Annotated in this window: 23 protein-coding genes; 5 read left to right on the top strand and 18 right to left on the bottom strand. The window is 64.4% G+C overall.

Features of this window, described 5'->3' with window-relative positions; genetic code table 11:
• The first annotated feature begins 5 nt into the window (after positions 1-5).
• Entirely contained in the window at positions 6-767 is a 762-nt protein-coding gene (locus ACSYDV_RS06985) for an SDR family NAD(P)-dependent oxidoreductase (protein WP_438323066.1), read from the top strand.
• A 4-nt stretch (positions 768-771) separates the two neighbouring features.
• Here ACSYDV_RS06985 and ACSYDV_RS06980 read toward each other — a convergent pair whose 3' ends face one another.
• The 3 genes from ACSYDV_RS06980 to ACSYDV_RS06970 form a co-directional block, all read right to left on the bottom strand.
• A complete protein-coding gene (locus tag ACSYDV_RS06980) occupies positions 772-1,641 on the bottom strand; it encodes an SMP-30/gluconolactonase/LRE family protein (RefSeq protein ID WP_438323065.1) in 870 nt (289 codons plus the stop codon).
• A 93-nt stretch (positions 1,642-1,734) separates the two neighbouring features.
• On the bottom strand, positions 1,735-2,550 hold the full coding sequence (locus ACSYDV_RS06975; protein ID WP_438323064.1) for an IclR family transcriptional regulator: 816 nt from the start codon (positions 2,548-2,550) through the stop codon (positions 1,735-1,737).
• 161 nt (positions 2,551-2,711) lie between these two features.
• A complete protein-coding gene (locus ACSYDV_RS06970; RefSeq protein ID WP_438323063.1) occupies positions 2,712-3,596 on the bottom strand; it encodes an alpha/beta fold hydrolase in 885 nt (294 codons plus the stop codon).
• A gap of 186 nt (positions 3,597-3,782) precedes the next feature.
• Here ACSYDV_RS06970 and ACSYDV_RS06965 point away from each other — a divergent pair, with 186 nt between their 5' ends.
• Positions 3,783-5,114: a spinster family MFS transporter gene (locus tag ACSYDV_RS06965; protein WP_438323062.1), complete on the top strand. Its 1,332-nt coding sequence runs from the start codon at positions 3,783-3,785 to the stop codon at positions 5,112-5,114.
• A gap of 76 nt (positions 5,115-5,190) precedes the next feature.
• Here ACSYDV_RS06965 and ACSYDV_RS06960 read toward each other — a convergent pair whose 3' ends face one another.
• On the bottom strand, positions 5,191-6,303 hold the full coding sequence (locus ACSYDV_RS06960) for an acyl-CoA dehydrogenase family protein (RefSeq protein ID WP_438323061.1): 1,113 nt from the start codon (positions 6,301-6,303) through the stop codon (positions 5,191-5,193).
• Positions 6,304-6,315: 12 nt separating this feature from the next.
• The gene (locus ACSYDV_RS06955; RefSeq protein WP_438323060.1) at positions 6,316-7,497 is read right to left on the bottom strand and encodes an acyl-CoA dehydrogenase family protein; all 1,182 of its coding nucleotides are present in this window, start codon (positions 7,495-7,497) and stop codon (positions 6,316-6,318) included.
• A gap of 182 nt (positions 7,498-7,679) precedes the next feature.
• On the opposite strand from ACSYDV_RS06955, the gene ACSYDV_RS06950 reads away from it, so the two are divergent.
• Entirely contained in the window at positions 7,680-9,332 is a 1,653-nt protein-coding gene (locus ACSYDV_RS06950) for a long-chain fatty acid--CoA ligase (protein WP_438323059.1), read from the top strand.
• Here ACSYDV_RS06950 and ACSYDV_RS06945 read toward each other — a convergent pair.
• The 13 genes from ACSYDV_RS06945 to ACSYDV_RS06885 form a co-directional block, all read right to left on the bottom strand.
• Positions 9,325-9,792: a DUF3237 domain-containing protein gene (locus ACSYDV_RS06945; protein WP_438323058.1), complete on the bottom strand. Its 468-nt coding sequence runs from the start codon at positions 9,790-9,792 to the stop codon at positions 9,325-9,327. The two genes, ACSYDV_RS06950 and ACSYDV_RS06945, sit on opposite strands and share 8 nt — an antisense overlap.
• Complete coding sequence (locus tag ACSYDV_RS06940) at positions 9,792-10,334, bottom strand: nuclear transport factor 2 family protein (protein ID WP_438323057.1); 543 nt, start codon at positions 10,332-10,334, stop codon at positions 9,792-9,794. The genes ACSYDV_RS06945 and ACSYDV_RS06940 overlap by 1 nt, the downstream gene beginning before the upstream one ends.
• A 155-nt stretch (positions 10,335-10,489) precedes the next feature.
• Positions 10,490-12,967, bottom strand: coding sequence for a fimbria/pilus outer membrane usher protein (locus ACSYDV_RS06935; protein ID WP_438323056.1), 2,478 nt, complete (start codon positions 12,965-12,967; stop codon positions 10,490-10,492).
• 17 nt (positions 12,968-12,984) lie between these two features.
• Positions 12,985-13,740 carry a fimbrial biogenesis chaperone gene (locus ACSYDV_RS06930; protein WP_438323055.1) on the bottom strand — a complete coding sequence of 252 codons (756 nt, stop codon included), beginning with the start codon at positions 13,738-13,740 and terminating at the stop codon, positions 12,985-12,987.
• A 128-nt stretch (positions 13,741-13,868) separates the two neighbouring features.
• Complete coding sequence (locus ACSYDV_RS06925) at positions 13,869-14,036, bottom strand: hypothetical protein (RefSeq protein ID WP_438323054.1); 168 nt, start codon at positions 14,034-14,036, stop codon at positions 13,869-13,871.
• A 72-nt stretch (positions 14,037-14,108) separates the two neighbouring features.
• Complete coding sequence (locus ACSYDV_RS06920; RefSeq protein ID WP_438323053.1) at positions 14,109-14,669, bottom strand: hypothetical protein; 561 nt, start codon at positions 14,667-14,669, stop codon at positions 14,109-14,111.
• Positions 14,670-15,170: 501 nt separating this feature from the next.
• Positions 15,171-16,106, bottom strand: coding sequence for a hypothetical protein (locus ACSYDV_RS06915; RefSeq protein ID WP_438323052.1), 936 nt, complete (start codon positions 16,104-16,106; stop codon positions 15,171-15,173).
• 92 nt (positions 16,107-16,198) lie between these two features.
• Positions 16,199-16,471, bottom strand: coding sequence for a hypothetical protein (locus tag ACSYDV_RS06910; RefSeq protein WP_438323051.1), 273 nt, complete (start codon positions 16,469-16,471; stop codon positions 16,199-16,201).
• Between the two features lie 143 nt (positions 16,472-16,614).
• Positions 16,615-17,223 carry a hypothetical protein gene (locus ACSYDV_RS06905; protein WP_438323050.1) on the bottom strand — a complete coding sequence of 203 codons (609 nt, stop codon included), beginning with the start codon at positions 17,221-17,223 and terminating at the stop codon, positions 16,615-16,617.
• A 139-nt stretch (positions 17,224-17,362) separates the two neighbouring features.
• Entirely contained in the window at positions 17,363-17,989 is a 627-nt protein-coding gene (locus ACSYDV_RS06900; protein ID WP_438323049.1) for a response regulator transcription factor, read from the bottom strand.
• 73 nt (positions 17,990-18,062) lie between these two features.
• Positions 18,063-18,359, bottom strand: coding sequence for an Hpt domain-containing protein (locus ACSYDV_RS06895; RefSeq protein WP_438323048.1), 297 nt, complete (start codon positions 18,357-18,359; stop codon positions 18,063-18,065).
• Complete coding sequence (locus tag ACSYDV_RS06890) at positions 18,352-18,723, bottom strand: response regulator (protein WP_438323047.1); 372 nt, start codon at positions 18,721-18,723, stop codon at positions 18,352-18,354. The genes ACSYDV_RS06895 and ACSYDV_RS06890 overlap by 8 nt, the downstream gene beginning before the upstream one ends.
• Positions 18,720-20,888, bottom strand: coding sequence for a CHASE3 domain-containing protein (locus tag ACSYDV_RS06885; RefSeq protein WP_438323046.1), 2,169 nt, complete (start codon positions 20,886-20,888; stop codon positions 18,720-18,722). Before ACSYDV_RS06885 ends, ACSYDV_RS06890 begins: the two co-directional genes overlap by 4 nt.
• A 359-nt stretch (positions 20,889-21,247) precedes the next feature.
• On the opposite strand from ACSYDV_RS06885, the gene ACSYDV_RS06880 reads away from it, so the two are divergent.
• Both ACSYDV_RS06880 and ACSYDV_RS06875 read left to right on the top strand, forming a co-directional pair.
• Positions 21,248-21,757, top strand: coding sequence for a DUF3617 domain-containing protein (locus ACSYDV_RS06880; RefSeq protein WP_438323045.1), 510 nt, complete (start codon positions 21,248-21,250; stop codon positions 21,755-21,757).
• A gap of 969 nt (positions 21,758-22,726) precedes the next feature.
• Positions 22,727-23,905, top strand: coding sequence for an acyl-CoA dehydrogenase (locus ACSYDV_RS06875; RefSeq protein WP_438323044.1), 1,179 nt, complete (start codon positions 22,727-22,729; stop codon positions 23,903-23,905).
• Position 23,906: the final 1 nt, after the last annotated feature.

The following is a 23,906-nucleotide window of genomic DNA, read 5'->3' as shown; positions in this document are numbered from 1 at the left end:
TCTCCATGACAAAAACACTCGAAGGGCGCGTCGCGCTCGTTACCGGTGCGTCGCGCGGTCTAGGCCGTGATATCGCGCTCAAGCTCGCTGGCAAAGGCGCCTCGCTCGCGCTGCTCGACCGCAAGGCGCATTGGGCCGACGATCTGGTCCTCCAGATCGAAGCCGACGGCGGCAAGGCGATCGCGCTTGGCTGCGACGTGTCGGACGGCGCCGCGCTGCATGAAGCCTTTGATACCGCGGCCGCCGAATTCGGCGGCATCGACATCGTCGTCAACAATGCGATGTGGACCAAATATTCGCCGATCGAGGGCATCGACGCCGAAAGCCTCGACAAGATGCTCGGCGTTGGCATCGCCGGCATCATCTGGGGCACGCAGGCTGCCGCGAAGCACATGCGTGCGCGCGGTGCCGGCGCGATCATCAATATCGCGTCGGTGTCGGCGCACATGGGCCTGCCGAATGCGATGGTCTATTGCGGGATCAAGGCGGCGGTCGAGGGCATGACGCGCTCGTCAGCGATCGAACTCGCCCCCTCGGCCATCCGCGTCAACGCGGTCGCGCCGTCGACAGTCGCGACCGAGGGGGTCCGGGCGATGCTCGACGATGCGACCTTCGAAGCGCGCGTCGCGAGCACGCCGCTCGGCCGGCTGGGCGAGACGTCCGATATCGCCGAGGCGGTGCTCTTTTTTGCCGACAGCGACCGTTCGGGCTTTATCACCGGTCAGTCGCTGCTCGTCGATGGCGGCATTTCGATCGCGCTTCGCTGATCGCTCAGCGGTAAATGCCTTCCGCGATCCCGGGGACATCGAGCCCCCGGATCGCAGTCATCCGCCCGGCGTCGGGATGATCGGCGACCAGCCGGTGCCCCGAATTGGCGATGCTGGTCAGATAAAGTGTGTCGAGGTTCGGTCCGCCGAACGCGGGGCAGGACGGATAAGGCAGCGGCACGGGAATCGACCGCAGCAACCTGCCTTCGGGCGAATAGCAGCCGACCGCCTGCGCCAGCACCAGCGCGACCCATATCCGTCCCTCGGCATCGACCGTCGCGCCATCCGCGCCCGATCCCCCGTTCGCCTGACAATCGACCAGATCATGCCGATCGCCGACCTGTCCGGTCGTCTGGTCATAAGCATAGCGACGAAGCTTGCCGTCGAGGCTGTCGGCGAAATAGAGCGTATCGCCATCGGGCGAGAAACAGATGGCGTTGCCGATCCCGATGCCGCTCTCGAGCTGTTCGGTCGCACCGTCGGCGTCGAGCCGGAACAGCGCCCCGGCGCCCAGGGCTTCGCCCGTTCGCATCGACGCACAGAGGAAACGCCCGGCACGGTCCGCCTTGCCATCGTTCAGCCGCGTTCCGGCCGCGATCGCTGGGCGCGCAATCGGCGACACATGTCCGCTGACGGCATTAAAGCGGTAAAATCCGTCCGCAAGGGCAACGACAAGGCCGCCGGACGCCAGCCCGATGCTGCCGACCGGCTGATCGAGCGTCCATTCGGCCTGCTCGCGCCCCTCGCCATCGCTCGAATGGAGGCGCCCCGCATTGGCATCGACCCACCACAGCCGCCCACTCCGATGATCCCACAATGGACTTTCGCCAAGGCCGGCGACACCGGCATCCAGCAGTTCGATTTCGACAGGCATAAAACGCTCTCCTCTTTCGCGAGAGGATAAGCGCTCGCGGACGGCAGGCACGGTCCGCTGCGCGGGGCGCCGTCATTATTCCAAATGAAATGCCTATTCGGCGGCGATATCATACTCGTCAGCGTCATCGCCTGCCGTATCGTCGCCGCGATTGTCCTGCGGAAAGAGATGGTGAAAGTCCGCAATCGTCTCGCGCATGATCTCCACGAACTCGGCCCGGCGTGGCGACAGACGCTCGGTGGTCCCACCGATCCCGATCACCAGCGGAATCCCGTGGCTGCTGTTGCCCAATGGCATGGCGATCGAAGCAATCCCCGGCACGGGATGCTCGGGCCAGTAACAATAGCCGGTGTGGCGGATCCAGCGGATCCGGCTCATCACATCCTCCAGCGTAATCGCCTTGTCGGGGTTGAGCTCGTAATAGTTGGAATAGCGATAGATTTTGTCGATCTCGCGGTCGCGCATCCGGCTCATCAGCGCCATTCCCGCAGTCGCGTCGAGCATCAGCCGCATCTCGCCCGGATTGGGCGGGCGCTTGTGCGGATGGTCGGGTGTCCGCATCATCACATATTGGATGAACAGGTCGTTCTGCGTGACCAGAACGACGGTTTCCTCGGTCTTGCGGAACAGTTCGTCGATCAGCCAGCTATATCCCCTGCCGAACGCGACATGGCCGTAAAGCCAGCTGCCGAGCGAAGCGACCTGCAGCGTCGGCAGATAGGTGCGGGTATTGCGGTTGTAATTGAGGTAGCCCTCGATCACCATGCTCTTGAGCAGGTTCGTCGTACTCGACTGGGGGTAACCGAGCGCCGAGTAGATTTCGTTGAGGCGTAGCGGCGCGCGGCGCTCGCGGAACAGTTCCAGCACCTCGAACGTGCGCGAGGCCGATTTGACGGGTTTTCTCTTCATCTCTCCATCCCAACACAAGAAGGCGGGAGCGCCTTGAGCGGTCGGTCCACTTGCCGCCTTTTGGCGGTCTCTGATGAAGACATGATAACTTCAAAGACCGCGACGCGGCCAAAACCGCGGCTTTCGCGGTCCATATCACATATGTGATTTCCGGACGACCCTCAGAATCGCGCCGACACCGCCTGCAGATGGGCTGCAATCCGCTCGCCCCAGACCTGCCGAAGGCGGAGCGGTCCGTCGTGTCCCATCGTCTCGTCGATCTCGATCGCCGCGCCCGGGATGGCATCGGCGGTCTCCATCGCGCGGGCAAGCGGGATCACCTTGTCGTGCCGACCATGCACGATGAGCGTCGGCACATGCAGCGCACCCAGCGCGCCACGCAGATCGGGCGCGGCAAGGCTGGCGGCGAAATGCCGCGCGGTTCCGCCGCGATGAATCCCGTGCCGCCATGCGACCCGCGCGCCCTCGGCAACGCGGCCCGCGTCATAATCCTCCGCCATGCCGTTTGCCTGCGCTACGCCCAGTTGGCGCGCGACATAAGCGTCCTCGTCCGGGATATCTTCGCCCATCAGGCGATCGAGCGCGGCATCGGGGATCGCGTCGGCCATAGACCGGCTCATCGCCATCACGAGCACCAGGCTTTGCACGCGGTCCGGATGACGAACCGCAAGCTGCTGCGCGACCAGCCCCCCGATCGACCGCCCGACGAAATGCGCCGCCTCGATCCTCTCGGCATCCATGACCGCCAGCACGTCATCCGCCATGTCGGCAATGCCATAGGGCGGCCGCGCGCTTCCCGCCCCCAGCGCAGCCGCCTTGATCGCCCGAAGATCGGGCATGACATCGACCAGCGAAGTGGAGCGGCCCGTGTCGCGGCTGTCGATGCGGATCGGGACAAAGCCCGCCGCGACGATCGGCGCGCAAAAGGCGTAGTCGAAATCGGTCGAAGGTCGTCCTGCGCCTGCGAGCAGGATCACGGGCGGCCCGTCGCCCGCGGCCATGCGCTCATAATGAATGCAGACGGATCCGTTCTTCGCAAACGCCATAAAGCGCCTCCTCCATCCGCGCCTTTGCTCGCCCTGCGGCCCGTGCGCGAGCGTTCCGCGGCAACGGCGCGACAAATCAGCATGGGGATAATCGGGCATCGGACCGCCTGCAGCCCTGCCTGCTCGCCCCCAGCCCCTAATGTGCCGTGATGAACGACGGGCCGGGCGCCCGCCATGGAGAGGCCTATGACCACCGACACCGCGACGACTCCCACCGCCGAAACGGCATCGACCCGCATGCCCTATGGCGCGCTGTTCCTGTTGATGATCGTCTATGCCTTCAACATGCTCGACCGGCAGATCGTGACGATCCTGGTCGAACCGATGAAGGCCGACCTGAACCTTGCCGACTGGCAGATCGGGATGATCAGCGGCCTCGCCTTCGCGCTCTTCTATACGCTCCTCGGCATTCCGCTCGCGCGGATCGCCGACCGTGGCAACCGCGTGGGGATGATCGCCATCGCACTGGCGGTGTGGAGCGGCTTCACCGCGCTCTGCGGGCTGGCGCGCAACTTCACCGAACTGCTGCTCGCGCGCATCGGCGTCGGGGTCGGCGAAGCGGGCTGCACGCCCGCCGCGCACAGCCTGATCACCGATTATGTTCCGCGCGAACAGCGCGGCCGCGCGCTGGCGCTTTATTCGCTCGGCGTCCCGGTGGGCTCGCTCGCGGGGCTCGTACTCGGCGGCATATTGCTCGCGACCCTCGGCTGGCGCGCCGCCTTCCTGATCGCGGGCGTTCCCGGCATTTTGCTTGCCGTCATCGTCTGGTTCACCCTCGACGAACCGCGCAAGCGCGCGGTCAGCATACAAAGCGCAGCGCCGCACATGCCGCTGGGTCAGGTTCTTGCAACGCTCCGCCGCCTCCCGAGCTTCTGGCTGATCTCCTTCGGCACCGCGATGGGCGCTTTCGGCTATTATGGGCAGGCGTCGTTCTTCGGCTCGCTCTATATGCGCACGCATGTCGCCGGGATCGACGCGATGGCGGCGGACTGGGGCGTACCGCCGACGGTCTTCCTTGGCCTCAGCCTGGGCCTGATCGTCGGGCTTGTCGGGATGGTCGGCACATTTGTCGGCGGCCAGCTCGCCGACCGCGCCGCGCGGCGCGGGATCAAGGGCTATACGCTGGTGCCCTCAACCTCGCTGGTCATTGCCGCACCGCTGTTCGCGGGCGCCGCGCTGGCGCCGACCGTGCCGCTGTCTTTCGCTTTCCTCGCCTGCGCGATCTTCGTCCATGCGCTCAACTATGGATCGGTCTTCGCCTCGGTGCAGACCCTCGTCCCGGCGCGGGTGCGCGCGATGGCGGCGGCGGTGCAATTGTTCGTGACCAACGCGATCGGCCTTGCACTCGGACCGCTGTTCGTCGGGATCGCGAGCGACCTGCTGGCCCCCTCGCTGGGCAGCGAGCAGGGGCTGCGCGCCGCGATGGCGCTCGTCGCGCTGCCGCTCGCCATCGGGTCTTTGCTGTTCTGGCTGGCCGGACGCCGGATCGAGGCCGACGAGGCGAAGCAGGAGGGCTAAGCCCTCCCCTTTCCCACCCCAAAAAAGCCCGTTCGCCATAAGATTGGCGAACGGGCCTTTCGGACTATCGGAAATCTTAGCGCGTCAGTTCCGCGAACCGGGCCTTGTGATGGTCGCGGTCGCCATGCGCGAGATCGAGCATCATCTGACGGCGGAGGTGGTGGCTCACCACCAACTCCTCGCTGGTGCCGACCCCGCCGTGAAGCTGCACCGCCTGTTGCGCGACCGCTATTCCGCATTGCGCAACGCGGACCTTCGCGGCGGCGACCAGCGACGAAGCCTCGCCGCCGCCCGCAAGCTGCGACGCCGCGACCATCATCAGCGCGCGCGCTTCCTCGCACGCGACGCTCATGTCGACGACCTTGTGCTGGACGACCTGAAAGCTGCCGATCGGCGCGCCGAACTGCTGGCGGGTGCGGACATAGTCGAGCGTCGCGGCCACCGCCGCTTCCATCGACCCGACCGCCTCGGCCAGATGCGCGACGATTGCGCGATCGAGCGCGGCCTCTATGCGGTCCGCCGCCCCACCGACCGCGCCGACCGGGATGCCTGCAACGCCGTCCAGCGCGAGGCTGCAATGGCGATGGCTGTCGACCGAGCGGAAGCGCTGGATGGTCAAGCCTTCGGCGCCACGCGGAACGAGGAACAGGCTGATGCCCGCACGCTCGCCCGACGCTCCCGACGTGCGGGCCGAGACCAGATACCAGTCGGCGTCGGCGCCATCCTCGGCATGCGCCTTCGCGCCCGTCAGCCTGAAACTGTCGCCGTCCGCCGACGCGACGGTTTCGATCGACGCAATGTCGAAACCTTCCTCCTCGATCAGCGCTGCGGCGATCCGTACCTGCCCCGCCCCGACCTGCTCGAGCAGTGCCGCGCAATGATCGCCGCCGCCCGCCATCAGCGCGGGCGCCAGAACGCAATAGCTGACATAGGCTTCGGTCATCAGATGGCGGCCAAAGCCCTCCATGATCGCCATGATTTCGACGGGACCACCGCCAAGGCCGCCTTCGTCCTCGGCGATCGGCAGCATCAGCCAGCCAAGCTCGGCCATCTGCGCCCAGCGCCTCGCCGTTCCCTCGGGCCCGTCGGCAAGGCGCTTCAGCCGGTCGGCGGCGTTCCACTCATCCTCGCCGAAGCGCTCGACGCTGTCCCGCAGCATCTGCTGCTCGTCGTTAAAGGCGAACTGCATGCGTCTTCTCCCTCAAAGCCCAAGTGCGCGGCGCGCGATGATGTTGCGCTGGATCTCGCTCGACCCGCCATAGATGGTGGTGACGCGCGCATAGAGCGCGCCCTTAAGCGCAAAGGGCATATCGTCGGGCAGCACGCTTTGGTCGTCCAGCGCCGCGAAATGCTGCGCCTTCGGCCCCAGCGCCTCGACCCAAAGGGCCGTCGCCTGCTGCGTCAGTTCGGACCAGCGCAGCTTGACCATCGACCCGCGCGGGCCTGAATCGGCGCCCGCCGCGGCATCGGCCATCAACCGCATCACCATCGCCTGCACCGCCATCGCCTCGATCTCGACCTGCGCCAGCTTCGCCCTGAACTCGGGCTTGTCGATCAGCAGTCCGTGCGCGGTCCGGCGGCGCGTCGCCGCCGCGCGTACCGCGCGCAGCGTCTGCGGCAGGAACATCGCGGTCGCGGCCGCGACCATGCGCTCACGGTCGAGCAGCACCTTGCCGTAATTCCATCCCATGCCCTCCTCGCCAACCACATTGGCAGCGGGGATGCGGACGTCGTCGAGGAACACCTCGTTCGTGTGGTGCTTTTCGTCGAGCGTGTGGATCGGGCTGATGCGGATGCCCGGCGTATCCATGTCGACGAGCATCAGCGAAATGCCCTGCTGGCGTCGTCCCTCGGTCGAGGTGCGGGCAAGGACGAACATGCGGTCAGCGACATGGGCATAGCTCGTCCACATCTTGTGGCCGTTGATGACATAGTCGTCCCCGTCCCGGTCGGCACGCGTGCGCAGCGCCGCAAGGTCGGACCCCGCGCCCGGCTCCGAATAACCCTGACACCACCAGTCTTCGCCGCTGATGATGCGGGGCAGATAATAATCCTTCTGCGCCTGACTGCCATAGGTGAAGATGATCGGGCCGATCAGTTCGAGCCCCTGGTGGAACTGCGCCGGCGCATCGGCGGCCGAGGCTTCGGACCAGAAGATGTGAAGCTGCTGCGGCGTCCAGCCGGTGCCGCCATATTCCTTCGGCCAGGTCGGCGCGCCCCAGCCGCGATCGGCCAGACGGCGCTGATAGGTCACAAGATTCTCGGGCGACAGGCGCAGCCCGGCGCGCACCGTCGTCTTCCACTCCTCGGGAATCGAGTTCGCGAAAAAGTCGCGCACCTCCTGCTGAAACGCCCGGTCTTCGGGTGCCAGGTCCAGATTCATCGTCGCATCTCCCATCAATTGCAGCGGGCTTAGCTGCAGCAAGGGCCCGCTGGCTCGCGGGCGGAGGGCGAAAGCGCCAATTTCGCAAATGTGATTGTCGGCGTGCGGTGAATGCGGTGCTTCGCGCGCGGGCGCAGCTGGGCAATCGTCGCGGCCAATCAAATCATTAAAGGAGAGGTTTCATGCACGGCCTGATGCAGGCGCAGCCATTGACGACCGCGATGCTGATCCGGCACGCGGCGACCAACCATCCCCGCCGCGAGATCGTGTCGCGGCGCGCCGACGGCTCGCTCGAGCGATCGGACTGGCGGACGGTCGAACGCCACGCGCGTCACATCGCCGCGGGTCTCGCCGACCTTGGCCTGAAACCCGGCGACCGCGTTGCCACACTGGCATGGAACCGCCTGCCCCATCTCGAACTTTATTATGGCGTCAGCGGCGCCGGCATGGTGCTCCACACCGTCAACCCGCGCCTCTTTCCCGAACAGATACGCTATATCGTCGACCATGGTGGAGCACGGGTGCTCTGCGTCGCCCCCGACCTTCTGCCGACCATAGAGCCGCTGCTCGCCGATCTGCCAAAGATCGAACGCGTGATCGTCCTCGCTGACCAGGCCGACATGCCTGTTACCGGCATCACCGACCCGATCTCGTACCAGAGCCTGACCGACGGCCCGCGCGCGATCGCAAACTGGCCCGACCTCGACGAAAACAGCGCCAGCGCGCTCTGCTACACCAGCGGGACGACGGGCAATCCGAAGGGGGTGCTCTACAGCCATCGCTCGACGGTGCTGCATGCGATGAGCGCGCTAGCGAACGACAGCATGTCGCTGGGCTCTGCAGATTCGATCCTCGTCGTCACCCCGCTTTTCCACGTCAACGCCTGGGGCATTCCCTATTCGGCGGCGATGGCAGGGTCGAAGCTGGTGCTGCCGGGATCGGCGCTCGATCCCGTCTCGCTCTACGCGTTGATGCGCGATGAGGGCGTGACCTTCTCGCTCGGCGTGCCGACGATCTGGTTCGCTTTCCTCGACCATCTGGAGCGCGAACGCGCGCCAGAGGACCGCGCGGCGCTAAAACTCGACCGCATCTTCACTGGCGGCGCCGCGACCCCGCGTTCGCTGATCGAACGCTTCCGTAATCTGCTCGGTGTGGAGACCATGCAGGCGTGGGGGATGACCGAGACGAGCCCCGTCGCCACGGTCTGCCGCCCGCTCGCGCATCATGCCGATCTGGACGAAGAGGCCCGGATCGACCTCCGCGCCCTGCAGGGCCGCCCGGTCTTCGGCATCGAACTGCGTATCGAGGACGAGGATGGCAAAGAACTGCCGCGCGACGGCGAGGCCGCCGGACTGCTCAAGGTACGCGGACCTTGGGTTCTCAGTGCCTATCATGGCCAGCCGGCGGGCAGCGCGCTCGACACGGGCGGCTGGTTCGACACCGGCGACGTCGCCAAGATCGACCCCGACGGCTTCCTCCAGATCACCGACCGCGCCAAGGACGTCATCAAGTCGGGCGGCGAATGGATTTCATCGATCGACCTCGAAAATGCCGCCGTCGCGCATCCCAAGGTCGCCGAGGCCGCAGTGATCGGCGTCGCCCACCCCAAATGGCAGGAACGCCCGCTCCTCCTTGTCCGGCTCCACCCCGGCGAAGCCTGCTCGAAGGACGAGATCATGGCGCACCTCGCCGACAAGGTCGCGCGCTGGTGGCTTCCCGACGATATCCTCTTCGTCGAGGAACTGCCTCACACCGCGACGGGCAAGCTGCTCAAGACCGAACTGCGCAAGCGCCACGGCGATCATTTCGCGGTGGCGGCCGACGCCGTCACCTGATCGCGAAGACGTGATACATCGGGCCGTCGTCGGTGCGCATGCCATTGGCGACGGCTACGATGCGGTTCATCCAGTCATAGTCCGGGTGCGCCGTCACGAAGCGCGGCGTCGTGCGCAGATAAAGGTCCTCATAGGGCCCGGGCTCGCGCCGCCGAAAGCGTTCGGCCGCTTCGGGCGAGGTCGGCACGGTCAGGCCGGTGTAATGCATCGCGATCCGCGCGCCGTCGTCGGTTTCCAGCGACGTCCGCACATCGATGATCATCGTCCCATCACCGCGCCAGGTTACCCAGTCAGCGCCGTCGGGCATCACCCGGCCCTTCAGCTTCGGCCCCTCGAACGTGCCGCCGTGCACGGGAAAAATCCCGAGCCGGCTCTCGCCGCCGATCGGCTGCGCCTGATCATAAGCGACGTTCAGCCGCATGACGAACAGCGGCTCCCACGCCAGCGTCTCGATACCCATCAGCCCTCTCCCCTCGTTTCCGTCCCGAACAGCGCATAAACCGGGTCGTCGGGCCAGGGACGCCCGACCGATTTGCGGTGTGCGAAGCGTTCGGCCTCGCTCTTTTCCGGCGCTGGCCGCTCGTCCACCCAGTCGAAGACGACGACCCGGTCGGCCACCCGCCACTCATCACCCCGCTTTTCGAACCGGTCGACATAGCGTCCGGCCATGGTGAGTTCGACCAGCCCGCCTTCGCCGCCCGGTTGTCGCTGCAGCGCCGTGAAATAGCTTTCGACCGCCGCCTCGTCGCCGCGCAGCTCGATCAATATATTATGGATCTGGTGAATGCCGCGTTCGATCATGGGCAGCGTCTGCATCGCCCAGTCGATAAAGCCGTCGGTTGTGCCGTTATAGGCGCCATGATCGTCGGTGCCGCCGGGCCAGCAGGCCGACCGCAACATCGCCTCGTCGCACCGGTCGATGCCGCGGCAATAGCGATAAAGACAGTCGCGGATCATCTCGCGATCCATAAGGGCATCAATATGCTGGGTTCGACTGTTCATTTGCGCTTGCTCCGATCGATGACCAACGGCTTGCAATAAGAGCGGATGAGCGCCAACCGAAGCGATCCCGCGCGCAAAATTATCTTATGGGCGATGGTTCGGCTGAAGCGACAAGGCGAAAATGGCCCCGTTGCGAAGTTAGTGTTTCCAGAGGTTCACGGACTATTCGGCATCAGATCGCCCGCCGCAATCGTGCGATCGGCACCTTCGGGGATGATCAGTTCGAAACGTGTCCGGTCGGCATCGTTCAACAGGATACGCCAGCGCCCCGGCGCCAGTCCGGTCGCGCCGAAGCGGCCCGCAGCATTGGTGAACAGCGGCACCGGCTCGCGCTCGGGATGAGCTTCCTCGACCGCGGTTCCCGCAACCAGCGTGATCGGCTCGCCATTTGTACCGAGCAGGCGCCCGACGACACTGACCATATAATCCGATCCGACCGTCAGCCGGTATCCGCTGCGATAAGCGGGAAGCAGCCGGAACGATCCTTCGCCAAGGTCGGTGCCGATCGGCGCGTCGGGCGCGGTCACCAGCAGGTTGCGCTCGCTGTAGCTGCTGAGGCTCGGTTGCAGGGCGGTGCCCATCGCGCCGCTGTTTGCGGTCGAGAAGCCGCCGTTGGCGTCAATGAAAAGATCGGAACCCTTCAGCGAGGGATGCGCGCGAACGATCGCGAAACTGTCCTGGATCGGCCGCCCGATCGAGACGCTGCCATCGGCGATCGCGAGCGAGGTTCCGAAACGCAGCGAACTGCGCTGCCCCGTCGACCCGCCCAGATCGCGGTCGAAGGTGCCGAAATGGCTGAAGCCCAGTTCGGCGCGATTGCTGTAATATATACCGTTCGCGGTCGTCGCGACCCCCAGGTCGCTATGCTCGACATCGGCGCTGAAATTATACGCCCCCGTCCCCGAGCCATGATAGGTCTGGTAGGTCAGCCGCTTGCGGTTGTTGCGGCTGTCATAATCCGATCGCAGGCTCGACGCGCGGTCGAGCCGGAAGACGAGCGAGAGGAAAACCCCGACGCGGTCCTGCCGCCCCGCGCGCTCGTAACTGACGTCGCCGGTCAGGTTGAGCCGCGGCGAGATGCGCCAGCCGCCCGTCGCACGCAGGCTCGCAACATGGGGCTCGTCATCGCGCCCGCGCGAGTAACGCGCGTCGAGCCCGGCATAGAGCGCATCGTTGATCGCCCCATTATAGCTCGCGCCCGCGACATAGCGGTATGGATTGGATGGCAGGCCGACGCCGATCGGCGCGAAGTCGCGGCTGCGCGTCTCGAACGACAGCGACAAGGCGTCTGCGCCGCCGCTGCGCCGTGTGATCGTGCGCTGAAAGGTCAGGATCGATGCCCAGCCCGACCCCACATCCTTGACGTGCGAGGCGGAGGCAAAGCCGCCGAACGAGCCGATCGGCGTCGCGATCACCGTCTCGACCCCGCCCATCCAGCCATTGGGATCGGCCTGTGCATTCGCGCCAAGGGTCAACTGGTCGCTGATCCCGCGGCGGTAGAAGCCGCTGAACGCCATGTCGTTGCTGTAAACCGGCCCGCGCCGGCCCAGCGGCGCGAGTACGCCAGCGTAAAGGCCAAATTCGCTGAGCCCCTCCGCAAGCTGCGACTGATCGAGGAAGGTGTTGAAGTTGAACGATTCGGTACGCCCGGCATCGTCGGTGATCGTCAGCCGGACGTCGTTCGATCCCTGCGTGAATGGAAAATCCTTGAGGTCAAAGGTGCCGGGATCGAGTTCGAGCCGCCGTACCAGCTGACCGTTGACGCGAACCTCGACGACCGACCGACGCTCGATGCGAAAGCTGCGGTTGCCGCGCGGGCGGATGATCCGCTGCGGGTCGAGCAGCGAATAGAAGCGCGAGATCGACAGGCCGCTGATCTCGGGCGCCGCCTGAAACCCACGCGCCAGCGTCTGCAGGTCGCCGCCAGCCCAGCGGACCAGACTGTCGCGATCGTCGTAGATGAAGCGCGTGCCGCGACGCTGGAAATCCGCGCCGCGTGCGCCGGCCTGCCAGTTCGCTTCGCTTTCGAGCACCACCCCGCCCGCGCGCACCGCCCCGTCGAGGAAGGTGATCGGCGCCGCCAGCCCCTCGTCGCTGCCCTGCTGCACCCAGTCCATCGATCCCCGGATATTGAGATAGGCGCTGAAATCGGCGGGCGCGATGTAGTTGACCGGGCCGCGCGCAGCGTCGTCGCCGAGCGTGACCGAGCGGGTGGCGCGGCTGGCGGGCGCGATCTCCATGATCAGTTGCAGCGTCAGCGGATCGTAACGCATGCCGACGCCAACGCCCTCCAGATCGGCACGCCCGATCGTGCCACGCTCGGCAAGGCGCGCGCGCAAGCGTTCGATGAGGGACGGCGCCAGCCGCGGCGTCAGCAGCACGAGCAGCCGCTCGGCGGGAAAGCTCGCCTGCCCGCCGGGTTCGAGCGTCAGCGTGGTATCGCCAAGATAGGCCTGCCCGTCGAGCAGCGGCGCGGTCAGCACCACGGCCCGTCCGGTCGGGTTGATCGCCGCGCCGTCGGCGCCCGGGTCGATGACCACGCGCGTGCCGGCGTCTGCCGGACCCTGCGCATGTCCTGCAACCGGGATCGCCGAGGCGGCGAGCAAAAGTCCTGCGATAAGAAGAGGGTTCATGCGAACCGCCAAAGCCTTCAATTGTCGGGCGTGAACTGCGCCTCGATCCGCCCGCCGGGCTGCGGAAGGCGCATGGGCAAGGTCATCCGGCGCGTCTGACCACCACCGATCAGCCCATAGCCGAGCGCCTGCTGCAACTCGGGCCCGGAGATTTCCTTGCGGAAAACTTCCTTGCCGTCGGGAGCGAGCTGGACGATGCGGACGCGGCCGCGCGACAGATAGCCGTGGGCCGCCGAAGCGTTCGCAACCACGATTACCGGTGCCGGATTGCCTTCGGCATCCTTGCCGATTTCGGCCGACGCGATCGACAGCGTGGGTTTGGCGCCGTCGGGCGACACGCTGACCAGCACCTGAAAATTATAGAGCAGCTGGACGTTCGATTGCGTGTCGTTCGTCTGCACCGGCAGCTGCGCTGCGGTAACGAAATAATGCTTGCTGCGCGCGAGCGCGGGCTCGCCGACATATTGCACGCGAAAGCTCTGGCGCTGGCCCGGCTGGATCATCGCCTGCGGCGGAAAGACCGACAGGTCACCGGGATCCTTGCCGGTCGCATTCACGCCTTCGGGGTTGAGGTCGAGACCTTCGATGCGCATTTCGACGGGCAGCGGCTTGTCGAAGGTGTTTTCGACCGTGATCACCTGGCTCATCCCGCGACCAGAGGTCGTGAGGTCGATGACCACCGGCTGGACGACCATCGCATATGCGGCCATCGATACAGTGGCGGCAATCGCCACGGCGACGAGCGCGCCTCCAAAACTCCTGAGCAACTGCAATGATCTACTCCTCACCCGTTGCCCCACCCGCTGGCGCGACGATGGACCGAAGGGGGTGATCCGCCAAGAAAGAAATCTGGTAATCATGATGTTATCCATAAAGGCGACCGGCAATTCGCCGGCCGCCTTCATTTGGGGAGAGGGACCCCCAACCAGTCGGGCCGACCACCGAATGCGGGCATATCGGCCATTCGTTCATATTCCGCCGCCAGAAACAGCAGATCTGCGCGCTCCTGCGGCTCGGCGTCGAGCGCGCGAAGGCGAAGTTCGGCAGCAAGAGCTTTGGGATTGCGCATGTCCATATCCTTCAAAAGGTAATCCCGGCAGGCCCGTGGACGAAGGCCTGCCGGGAACACCCCCCCGGGGTGTCAGGCGGTCGGTGCGATCGTGATTTCGACCTTACCGGCATAGGCACCGGCGTCGAGGATCGCCGCCGAATCTGTGGTCACGCCGCTGCCCACGGTCAGCGTGATGTTGTTCGCGGTCGCGGCCAGGCGGTCGCCAACCTGCGCCGAGGTCGCGCCGTTGCTCAGCGACTGGTCGGCAACCGGCGTGGTGCCGCCCTTGGCGCCCGTCGCAACCAGCGTCGCGGTGTAGTGGACCGTGTTGGTATAGCCATTCGGCGAGTTGGGCGCGGCGGCGTTCACCAGCGGCTTGGCTTCGACCGAAATCTTCGGGTTCGAACCGTTGCACTTCACGGTGAAGTTGCGGCTGAGGCCACCAGTGTTGCCGGTGAAGCCCGCATCGACGGTGCCGTCGGCCTTGGCAAGTTCGCCGAGCGTGATGCTGCCGCTGATTGCGGTGACCGCCGAGCAACGGGCGGCGACGGTGCCGGTCACGTCGACCGAACCCGAAACCGTCTGCGCGAAAGCGGGGGCTGCGGCGAAGGTCGAACCGATGATCAGGGCCGAGAGAACAAGCTTTTTCATTTCATATCTCCAATCGAAAATCCGGGAGGGCGCATCGCCCTGACGAGTTGGAGATAGGCCGGATCGACGTCCGCCAATATTTAGCGTCCGGCAAAAACGAAGCTAACTTCGGGCATCATTTTCTATACCCGACGATATAGGCGCGGGAGCCTGACCCCGGATCGTTCGGTGAAAATTGGCTAATTTCCGTCTTTTGGGTGTCTATACCACCCGCCATGCCCGCTAAAGCGGGGGTCACGCCTTCTTTGGGGCTTCGCGCCTTTGTGTGCGATTTGACCTCTAATTTCGTCATCCCGGGCTTGACCCGGGACCCGTCTTCCTTCTTTGCCCGCCGGCTCAAATAAAGCACGCTCAGGTGACGGGTAAGGAACGCCCGCAACCGTCCAAATTAGCCGCCTGACCATTGGATGGGTACAACCGCTCATTGCAACGAAGACCGGAAAGACACGCCGGATCGTGCTGCTTCGCCCGAATGACGACCGTCGCGGTCGGGAATAAACCCTAAAGCCCCGAGCAGCTGGTCGCCGAACCCGCGGTGACGATCGGGGTGAAAGTGATGCTGATGATGTCGCTATAGTTGGTCGCAGGCGTCTTGGCCGACCCGCCTTCCTTCAGCGTCGCGCGCAGCGGCAGCACCCCGGCGCTGCCGTCCATCCCCGCCCGCGCGCACGTCCTGGTGCCGAAGCCACTGTTGGACGTGATTTCCTGCCCCAGGAAGCGCGCGCTGTACCGGATCGTCTGCGCGGCGTTGGACAGGCTGCCGCCCGGAAAGGTCAGCTTGAAATCATTTTGCGAGCGCATCTTGACCTCGAATGGCCCCGAACTCCGCACCCGCAGCGAGTTCGAAGCCGCGGTCGTATAGCGATCGGGCGCAGCGAGCACCGCCGCGGTCGTCGCATCGCCGATCTCGCCGAAATCGAGGGGCGATCCGGCATAATAGGCCTGCAGCGCGCTCACCGTATTGACGTTGATGCGGATCGTGCCGGTATCGCGCGTCGGGACCGACACGCTCGCCATACCATTCTCGCCCGAGCAGATATAAAGGAGGTCGAGGATGATCGGCTCGCCCGCCGACAGGTCGGTTCCCGGCGGCACCGTCACGCGCAGGTTCAGCGGCGTCGACGTGTCGGCAGCGAGAAGACTGCCAAAGTCATAACGGATTTCACCCGCCCCACCTGCGCCATTGTCCTTCGAATTGAGCGAGCGTGGGCGTCCTGCGGTCGCACCCTCGGGGTAGATGACGCGATAGCCATTATACGTGACGTCGACCGCGGGCGAACCCGACGGCGAGACGATCACCAAACTGACCTCACGTGTGCGCCCAAGGATCAGTCCGCGATTGCGCCGCAGGATCAGCGGCACCGTCGCTTCGGACAGTCCCCCGGGCGAAAAAGGGTCATAGGTGATACTGGCGGGCGCGGTTGCAGCGCCCGTCACGCCGCAAACCGATGATATCTGCGATTGCGCGGCCGCCGGCTGCGCGAACGCGAACGTCAATCCCAGCGCTGATAAACCGGCCGTCAAAACCCTCATAATTGGGGTGTTACGACGATCTCCAGCGCGGTGCGAGGGGAGAATGGCGCGGAGCGATCGGCCGCAGCCGGTGCGCGCTTGACCAACGCACCCTCCGAATCGATCATCCGCACTTCGGTCAGCAGCACCGGCCGCGCCTGATTGCAGATCGCGCGCGCGGGCGTCACCTGCACCGCTGCATCGGTCGCGGCGATCTTCATGGGACGAGAAACCCAGCATCGCGGCGCCACTTCGCCGTAAATGTCGATTTGGTTCACCTCGTTCGCCATCGCGGGTGCCGCAGCTCCCATAGTGGCCAGAACAATCGCCGCGCGGGCAATCCGGTTCGAGATCAATATCGCAGGTGTCATATCGAACCCCGAAATAGGACCCGATAGTTAATAAGGGCAAATTCGAATTGTTCAACATGGCGTTAAGGACTGACACTGACTGTGATCGAGAGGGTATCGGTATAGCGACCGGCTGCAAGCGTATCGCCTCCCGCATAGGCGGGCGCGCTGACGCGCAGATATGATCCGTTCGCCCGGGTCGACGCACCGCCGAGGCGCAGTCCCGTCGCGGTGCCCGCCGTACCCGCGAAGCTGCAGCTTCCGCCCGCGGCGAGCGTCGCGGCGGCGCAGGTGGCCGATGCATTGGTGCCATTGTCGGCGGCCACAAACAGCGCGACATTATAGGGCGCCTTGGTCTGATAACCGGCGCCGCCCGCCTCTGCGTTGGCCATCCCGCCATTCGCCGACGACACCGCGATCCGCGACGCACCGCTACAGTTGAGCTGGATCGTGAAATCCTTCGTAAAACCGCTCTGATCGAAATTGGCCTGATCGACGGTGCCGGTCGGCGCGCCGCCGGTCGCGAAACCGCAGCGGCCAAGCACCGACGCGCGCACTTCGACTCCGACCTCGACGCTGTTCACTGCGCCCTGCCCGACCGCATAGGCGGTGACCTGCGCGTGCGCATGCTGGCTGGCGATCACACTGATCACCGCCATGGCCAGCAAGAAAAGAACGCGAAGAAAGCCCATGTATCGCCTGTCGTCGGTGACGGCCCGATGCCGCCAACTTGATCGACAGATGCGCTATCTCCCGCGCGTGCGATATTCACCGACAGGCGACAAAGCCGCTCTCCAACGGCTAAAACACCTTATATCTTCCGGTATAGATTCAGACGCCGCGGTCCTGCGCCAGCAGGATCAATTCCGTCCGGCCGCGAATGTTAAGCTTATCAAAAACCTTGTGAAGATGGACCTTCACCGTCCCTTCGGTCAGCCCCAGCTCGTCGGCGATTTCCTTGTTGCGCAGCCCGCGCCGCGCAAGCGAGGCCACCGCACGCTCGCGCCCGCTCAGCACCTCGAACGGGTCGCGCGGCGCATCGGGAGACATCGCCTGCTCCATCACCCGCTGCATCACGTCCTGATCGAGCCAGCGCCGCCCCTGCACGACGCTTTCGAGGCAGGTGAGCAGGTCACGTGGCGCGGTCGCCTTGATCACGATGCCGTTGACCGACAGCTGGATCGCCTCACGCGCGAGTTCGTCGTTGAGGCCGCCGGTCAGCAGGACGACCGGACGCACATCCCCGCGGCTGCGCAGCGTGCGCAGGACATCAAGGCCGCTGCGTTCGGGCATGCCATTGTCGAGGATCAGAAGGTCGGGCCGCGCGCTGCCCAGCGTGTCGAGTACGGCCGCGCCGGTATTGACCGTCGCCACCACTTCAAAATTCGTCTGGTCGAGAAGCGCCGTGATCCCCGCCATGGTTAGCGGATCGTCGTCGGCCACGAGCACTTTCGTCATTTCAATCCACCACGATGCTGTTGAATTTATACGCTATCACTGGTCGCGCGCCATGGTCCACCCTCGCCGTTAATCATATCGACCGATCCGGCCCCGTTAACAGCGCCAACTGCGCCAGCAAATTCCGCGTCAGCCCTGCAATCGCCTCGCCCGAAAGCCCGCCATCGACCGCTTCCTCGACCCGCCTCGCCGCCTCGCCGATCGCAGCATAGCCGAACATTCCGGCACGCCCGGCGAGACTGTGGCCCAGCCGCGCCAGCTCGGCCCAGTCTTCGCGATCGAGCGCGGCGTCGATCTCCGCTGCCGTCTCGCCCGCCTGCGCGGCGAAGCGTTCGGCAATCGCGGCGAGGCGCGCGTCGAATTCAGCCATCGAGGAACGCCTTGACCTGCCCTGCCAGCGCCATCGCGTCGAAGGGCTTCGCAAGGACGCCGCGCGCGCCGAGTTCGTGCAGCCGCGCAACCTCGTGCGCCTGTGTACGCGCAGTGATGAACACGACCGGGATCGCTGCTGTTGCGGCATCGCCCCGAAGAATCTCGAGCACCCCCGGCCCGTCGAGCTCAGGCATCATCACATCGAGCAGGATGAGGTCGGGCTGCCATTCGGCCGCCGCCGCCAGCCCCTCGCGGCCCGATCCGCACGTGCGCACGACGAAGGATGGATCGAGCTCGAGCGCCATCTCGGCGACTTCGCGAATATCGTCCTCGTCATCGATATAAAGAATCCGACTGCTCATTTGCCGCCTCCGCCCTTCGCCCGCTTCGATCCGGTCCGGTCGGTCACCTCGCGAACCAGCGTGTCGAGGCTGGCGCGCGATTTGACGAGGACAAGGTCGATACCCTCTTTCGGCGCGCCGTCGACTTCCTGCGCGGTGAACAGGACGATGGGCAAGGTGACCGATCGCTTGCGCAGTGGTGCGACAAGATCGGTTCCGCATCCGTCGATCATCCCGACGTCGAGGATCGCGGCGTCATAGCGCGTCCGCCGGATCGCGGCGCGTGCCTCCGCGACGCTTGGGGTCGAGTGAATCACCGCCCTGCCTTCAAAAGCGCTGGCGACGACCGCGAGCATGTCTGGGTCGTCATCGACATGAATGATGACCGGAAGCGCGGGATCGACGGGCTGCGGCGCCTCGACCTCGACAGGTGCCGGCGCGGCCCCCGGCAATTCGGCGGCCGGCAGATCGACGTGAAAGATGCTGCCTGCGCCCTCGACACTCTCGAAATCGACCGATCCGCCCAGCCGCACGACGATTTCGCGCACGATGCTCAGGCCAAGCCCCGTGCCGCCCTTCTGGCGCGAGTCCGACGCATCGGCCTGTGCGAATTTACCGAAGATGCGGTCCCGGAAGGCTTCGGGAATACCTTCGCCCCGGTCGATGACGCTGATCCGGAAGCGGCGATCGAGCGGCGTCACACGAACCGTCACCGCTTCGCCGCGCCGCGAAAATTTGATCGCGTTGGACAATAGGTTGGTGACGACCTGCATCAGCCGGTCCTCGTCAGCGAGGACGACGGCCGCAGGCGCGACCGGCTCGACATGAACCGATACGCCATATTCACTGGCGAACCCCGCAGCCTGATGCTCGGCCGCATCGAGCAGCGGCCCCAGCGCGAGCGGCCGAAGATCGAATTGCATCCGCCCCGCCTCGATCTTCTCGATATCGAGGATGTCGTTGATCAGCCGCACGAGGCGCGCCGCATTGCTGTGCGCAATTTCGACCAGTCGCGCAGCCTTGGGCGGAATCTCTCCCGCCGCGCCACCACTGATCAGGCCGAGCGACCCAGCAATCGAGGTCAGCGGCGTTCGCAGTTCGTGGCTGACGGTCGCGACAAACTCGCCCTTCATCTGTTCGACCTCGCGCCGGTCGCTGATGTCGCGGATCACCGCGACGAAAAGCGTACCGTCTGCGAGGTGCACCGGGCTGACCGATACTTCGAGCGGAAAGGTCGTGCCATTTTGACGGCGGCCGACAAATTCCTGGATCTGGCCATAATTTTCCTTCCGGTTCGCTTTCAGGCGGCGAAGGAAGGTTTCGATCTGCCCGCGGTCGGGCGCAATTTCAAAGAGCGATCCGATGTCGCGGCGGAGCAGCGATTCCGACGGCACGCCGAACATCTTGGCTGCCGACGGATTCAGGCTCTCGATACTGCCGCTCGGGTTCAGCACGATCATCCCGTCCTTGGCGCTGTCGAAAATCGCCTCCTGTCGCGCCGCCAGGTCGCGCGCGCGCCGATGTGCTTTTTTGCGTGCCCACTGGCTGCGTCCGATCAATATGGCGGACAATGCCAGCAACAGGATCAACCCGATCTGCAGCGTAAAGCTGCGCGCGCGCAGGCGCTCACGGGCGGCATTAGCAGCCAGGGTGCGCTCCTCCAGCTTTGTTCGTTCGGCGTCGGATATATCGCTGATCAGCTTGCGGATATGGTCCATCGACCGTTTGCCTTCGCCGCTCGCGATCAGCCGCACCGCCTCGTCCCGCTGCCCGCGCTCCATAAGCCCGACCGTCCGCGCCACGAAACGCCGTTTCTCCACCGACGCTCTGCGAAGCTCGTCGATCCGTTTCTCTTGCCCGTCGTTTCCGGCAAGTTTCGCAAAGCGATCGAGATTCGCGTCGATACGGGATGCGCCGCTTCGATAAGGGGTAAGAAACTCGCGATCGCCGGTGATGATAAAGCCACGCTGGCCAAGCTCGATATCCTGATGCCGCGTCAGGACACCCTGCAGCGCGGCCCTCGCATTATAGGAATCGGAAACCTGCTGCCGCAGGCGCGCATTCTGTTCGAACCCCCGATCGGTCGCGAGCGAAAGAAAGAATAATATCAGCAGGGCGGCTCCACCGGTGACGATGAGCACCCAATTGCCCCTCGCCACCCGCCACCAGCTTGCCGCCTTACGCATGCCTATTGATCCTTCGTGACGCACTGCCCCGTCTTGATGGACGCATCGATAGCAGAAGATGGCGCAGCATACACCGAAACGAGTGGTTAATCAGTGGCATCGCAATGGTAACCATGCGGTATACGGGAGCGTACAAAACCCCCGGAAAAGCAGACCAGCCTGATCAGTCGAGGCACCGGAATTGAAGCGCTGCGACCGGAATCGATAGGTTGCATTGCGCCACCGCCGGATGGCTTTCGCCCATATTGGGGGTGCATCTCATTGAAATCTTGGTACACGCGCGCTCGCGATCGCTTGGGCGCGAAGCGATCGCGATCTCTCGGGGGACCCAAGAGCAACAATCGAAGGATTATCGAAGCATGAAGAAGTTTTTGACGGTCGCCGTAACAGGCGCGGCGCTGGCACTTGGCGGCTGCGGCAAGAGCGACGATGCGACGGCTTCGCCAGCCGGGACGGTGAAGCGCGAGGCCGGCAACTGGAAGACCGACGTCAAGCTGGTCAAGTTCGAGATGCCGGGCGTTCCCGACAATGTGAAGGATCAGATGTCGAGCCAGCTCGCGGCCGCCAGCGGCACGGAACAGTGCCTCACGAAGGAACAGGCCGACAAGGAAGACGTCGCCGGTGCACTGTCCAAGGGTTATGGCGAGGCCTGCACCTGGAACAAGAACCAGATCGGCGACGGCAAGATCGACGTCGCGGGGACTTGCACGCAAGGCGCGCAGAAGGTCGAACTCGCCCTCGCAGGAACCCTGGGTGCCAAGAAGACCGACGTTCTCGTGACGTCGAAGGGCAAGTCGCCGATGGGCGGCGGCGACATGGAAATGCAGATGCAGGTCACCAGCACCAACATCGGCCCCTGCAAGGCCTGAGCTAAAAAAAAGCGCATGCATGAAGGGGCGCGGTCGAACACCGTGCCCCTTTTTTGCGACGCCCTTCCAGACGGGCAAGCCGACCGCATCCCGCGCATCGGCACGCGCGCAATCGCGACCCTTCGGCTCGGCGCCGGAGATGGCCTTCGGGTAAATTGATCATGAAATCGGCGGTCGCCTGAGGCTGTTCGATACCATGCAGGATATCATCGCCAGCCCCACATTCGCCCGGATTTCGCCGGACGACGACGGCGCGGACCATCGGCTGATGGCCTCATTCCTCCCGGATATTTCCGGAAGAAGAAATGGTGCCAGAAGAGGACTCAATTTCTTATCTTAAGAAATTGATCTAAAATATAAAATCAAATTTGGTTTTCAGAATGACCCGGATCGTGACCCATAAAAGGATTTACTGCATTGGTTCGAGGCCCGAATGCGGCGAGAATGACCCAATATTATCATTTCAGGAACATTCGACAACATCAATATTTGGGCATTCGTCACCGCTTGTGGCCGATTACGGACTGGCAGCCTATGGATGATTGAGTTCAAAAGCAGACAAAAATCGGCACACCAGCTCTCAGTTGGAGCGCCACACTAGCTGAGCATCCCCTCGTCGATAAGCCGCTGGGTGATTTCTGCAATGCAGGCACTGTGAACGATAGAAGCTGGATCATCCCAACAAGCGGCAGCTTATTTCCGGGATCGATCCAGAATCAAGTGCCGGCGGCGCCGTCCCAAAAACAGGGCCCGCGTCCGACTGACAAACTTGCCAATTGGGGCGATGAGCACCTCCATTACACCCGTATCCAAATCCGGGCCGGAACTTCTGCAACCCAAATCTCGCGATCCGCTTCGAACCCAAAGATGGGCAGCGCGACGCCGACACCGCCACGTGCGGGATTGGCAACACCTGTCTTTGCGTCCTTTGCCTAAAAGCCGAGATAATATGAGGGACACGGAGACAAAATGGTGCGTAGGTTTGACTGGCAGGATGGGCTGAATATTTTCGATCGGCTCGACGAACAGGAGCGGATGATCGCCGATGCGGCGCGCGCCTATTGCGACGACCGACTGCGCCCGCGCATCCGCGAAGCCTATGCCCGCGAGCATAGCGACCCGGACATCTTCCGCGAGATGGGCGAACAAGGCCTGCTGGGCGTCACCGTCCCCGAAGAATTTGGCGGCATCGGCGCATCCTATGTCGCCTATGGTCTGGTCGCGCGCGAAGTCGAACGGGTGGATTCGGGCTATCGTTCGATGATGTCGGTGCAATCCAGCCTCGTGATCCATCCGATCCTGGCCTATGGGTCCGACGCCCAGAAGCGGCACTATCTGCCCGGGCTGGTCGCGGGTACCAGCGTCGGCTGTTTCGGCCTGACCGAACCCGATGCGGGATCGGACCCCGGCGGGATGCGGACCAAAGCGACGGCCGTCGACGGCGGATACCGCATCGACGGCAACAAGACCTGGATTTCGAACGCGCCGATCGCCGATGTCTTCATCATCTGGGCCAAATCGGACGCGCATGGCGGTGCCATTCGGGGCTTCATCCTCGAAAAGGGGATGGCCGGCCTTTCGGCGCCGAAGATCGAGGGCAAGCTGAGCCTGCGCGCATCGATCACCGGGATGATCAACCTCGACGGTGTGATCGTGTCCGAGGACGCGCTGCTCCCCCATGTCGAGGGGCTGAAGGGGCCGTTCGGCTGCCTCAACCGTGCCCGATACGGCATTGCCTGGGGTTCGATGGGCGCCGCCGAATCCTGTTATGCGGCCGCAAGGCAATATGGCCTCGACCGCCATCAATTCGGTCGCCCGCTCGCCGCGACGCAGCTTTACCAGAAGAAGCTCGCCGACATGGCAACCGAGATCGCGCTTGGCCTGCAAGCCGCGTTGCAGGTCGGACGTTTGATGGACGATGACGCCGTCGCCCCCGAAATGATCTCGCTGATCAAGCGGAACAATGTCGGCAAGGCGCTCGATATCGCCCGCGCCGCGCGTGACATGCACGGCGGCAACGGGATTTCGGACGAATATCCGGTGATGCGCCACGCGATCAATCTGGAAACGGTCAACACCTATGAAGGCACGCACGATATTCATGCGCTGATCATCGGCCGGGCGATCACCGGTCTGGCGGCGTTCTGAC

Source organism: Sphingopyxis selenitireducens (assembly GCF_051550705.1).
Classification (GTDB): Bacteria; Pseudomonadota; Alphaproteobacteria; order Sphingomonadales; family Sphingomonadaceae; genus Sphingopyxis.
This window is presented reverse-complemented; position numbering and strand designations above follow the sequence as displayed.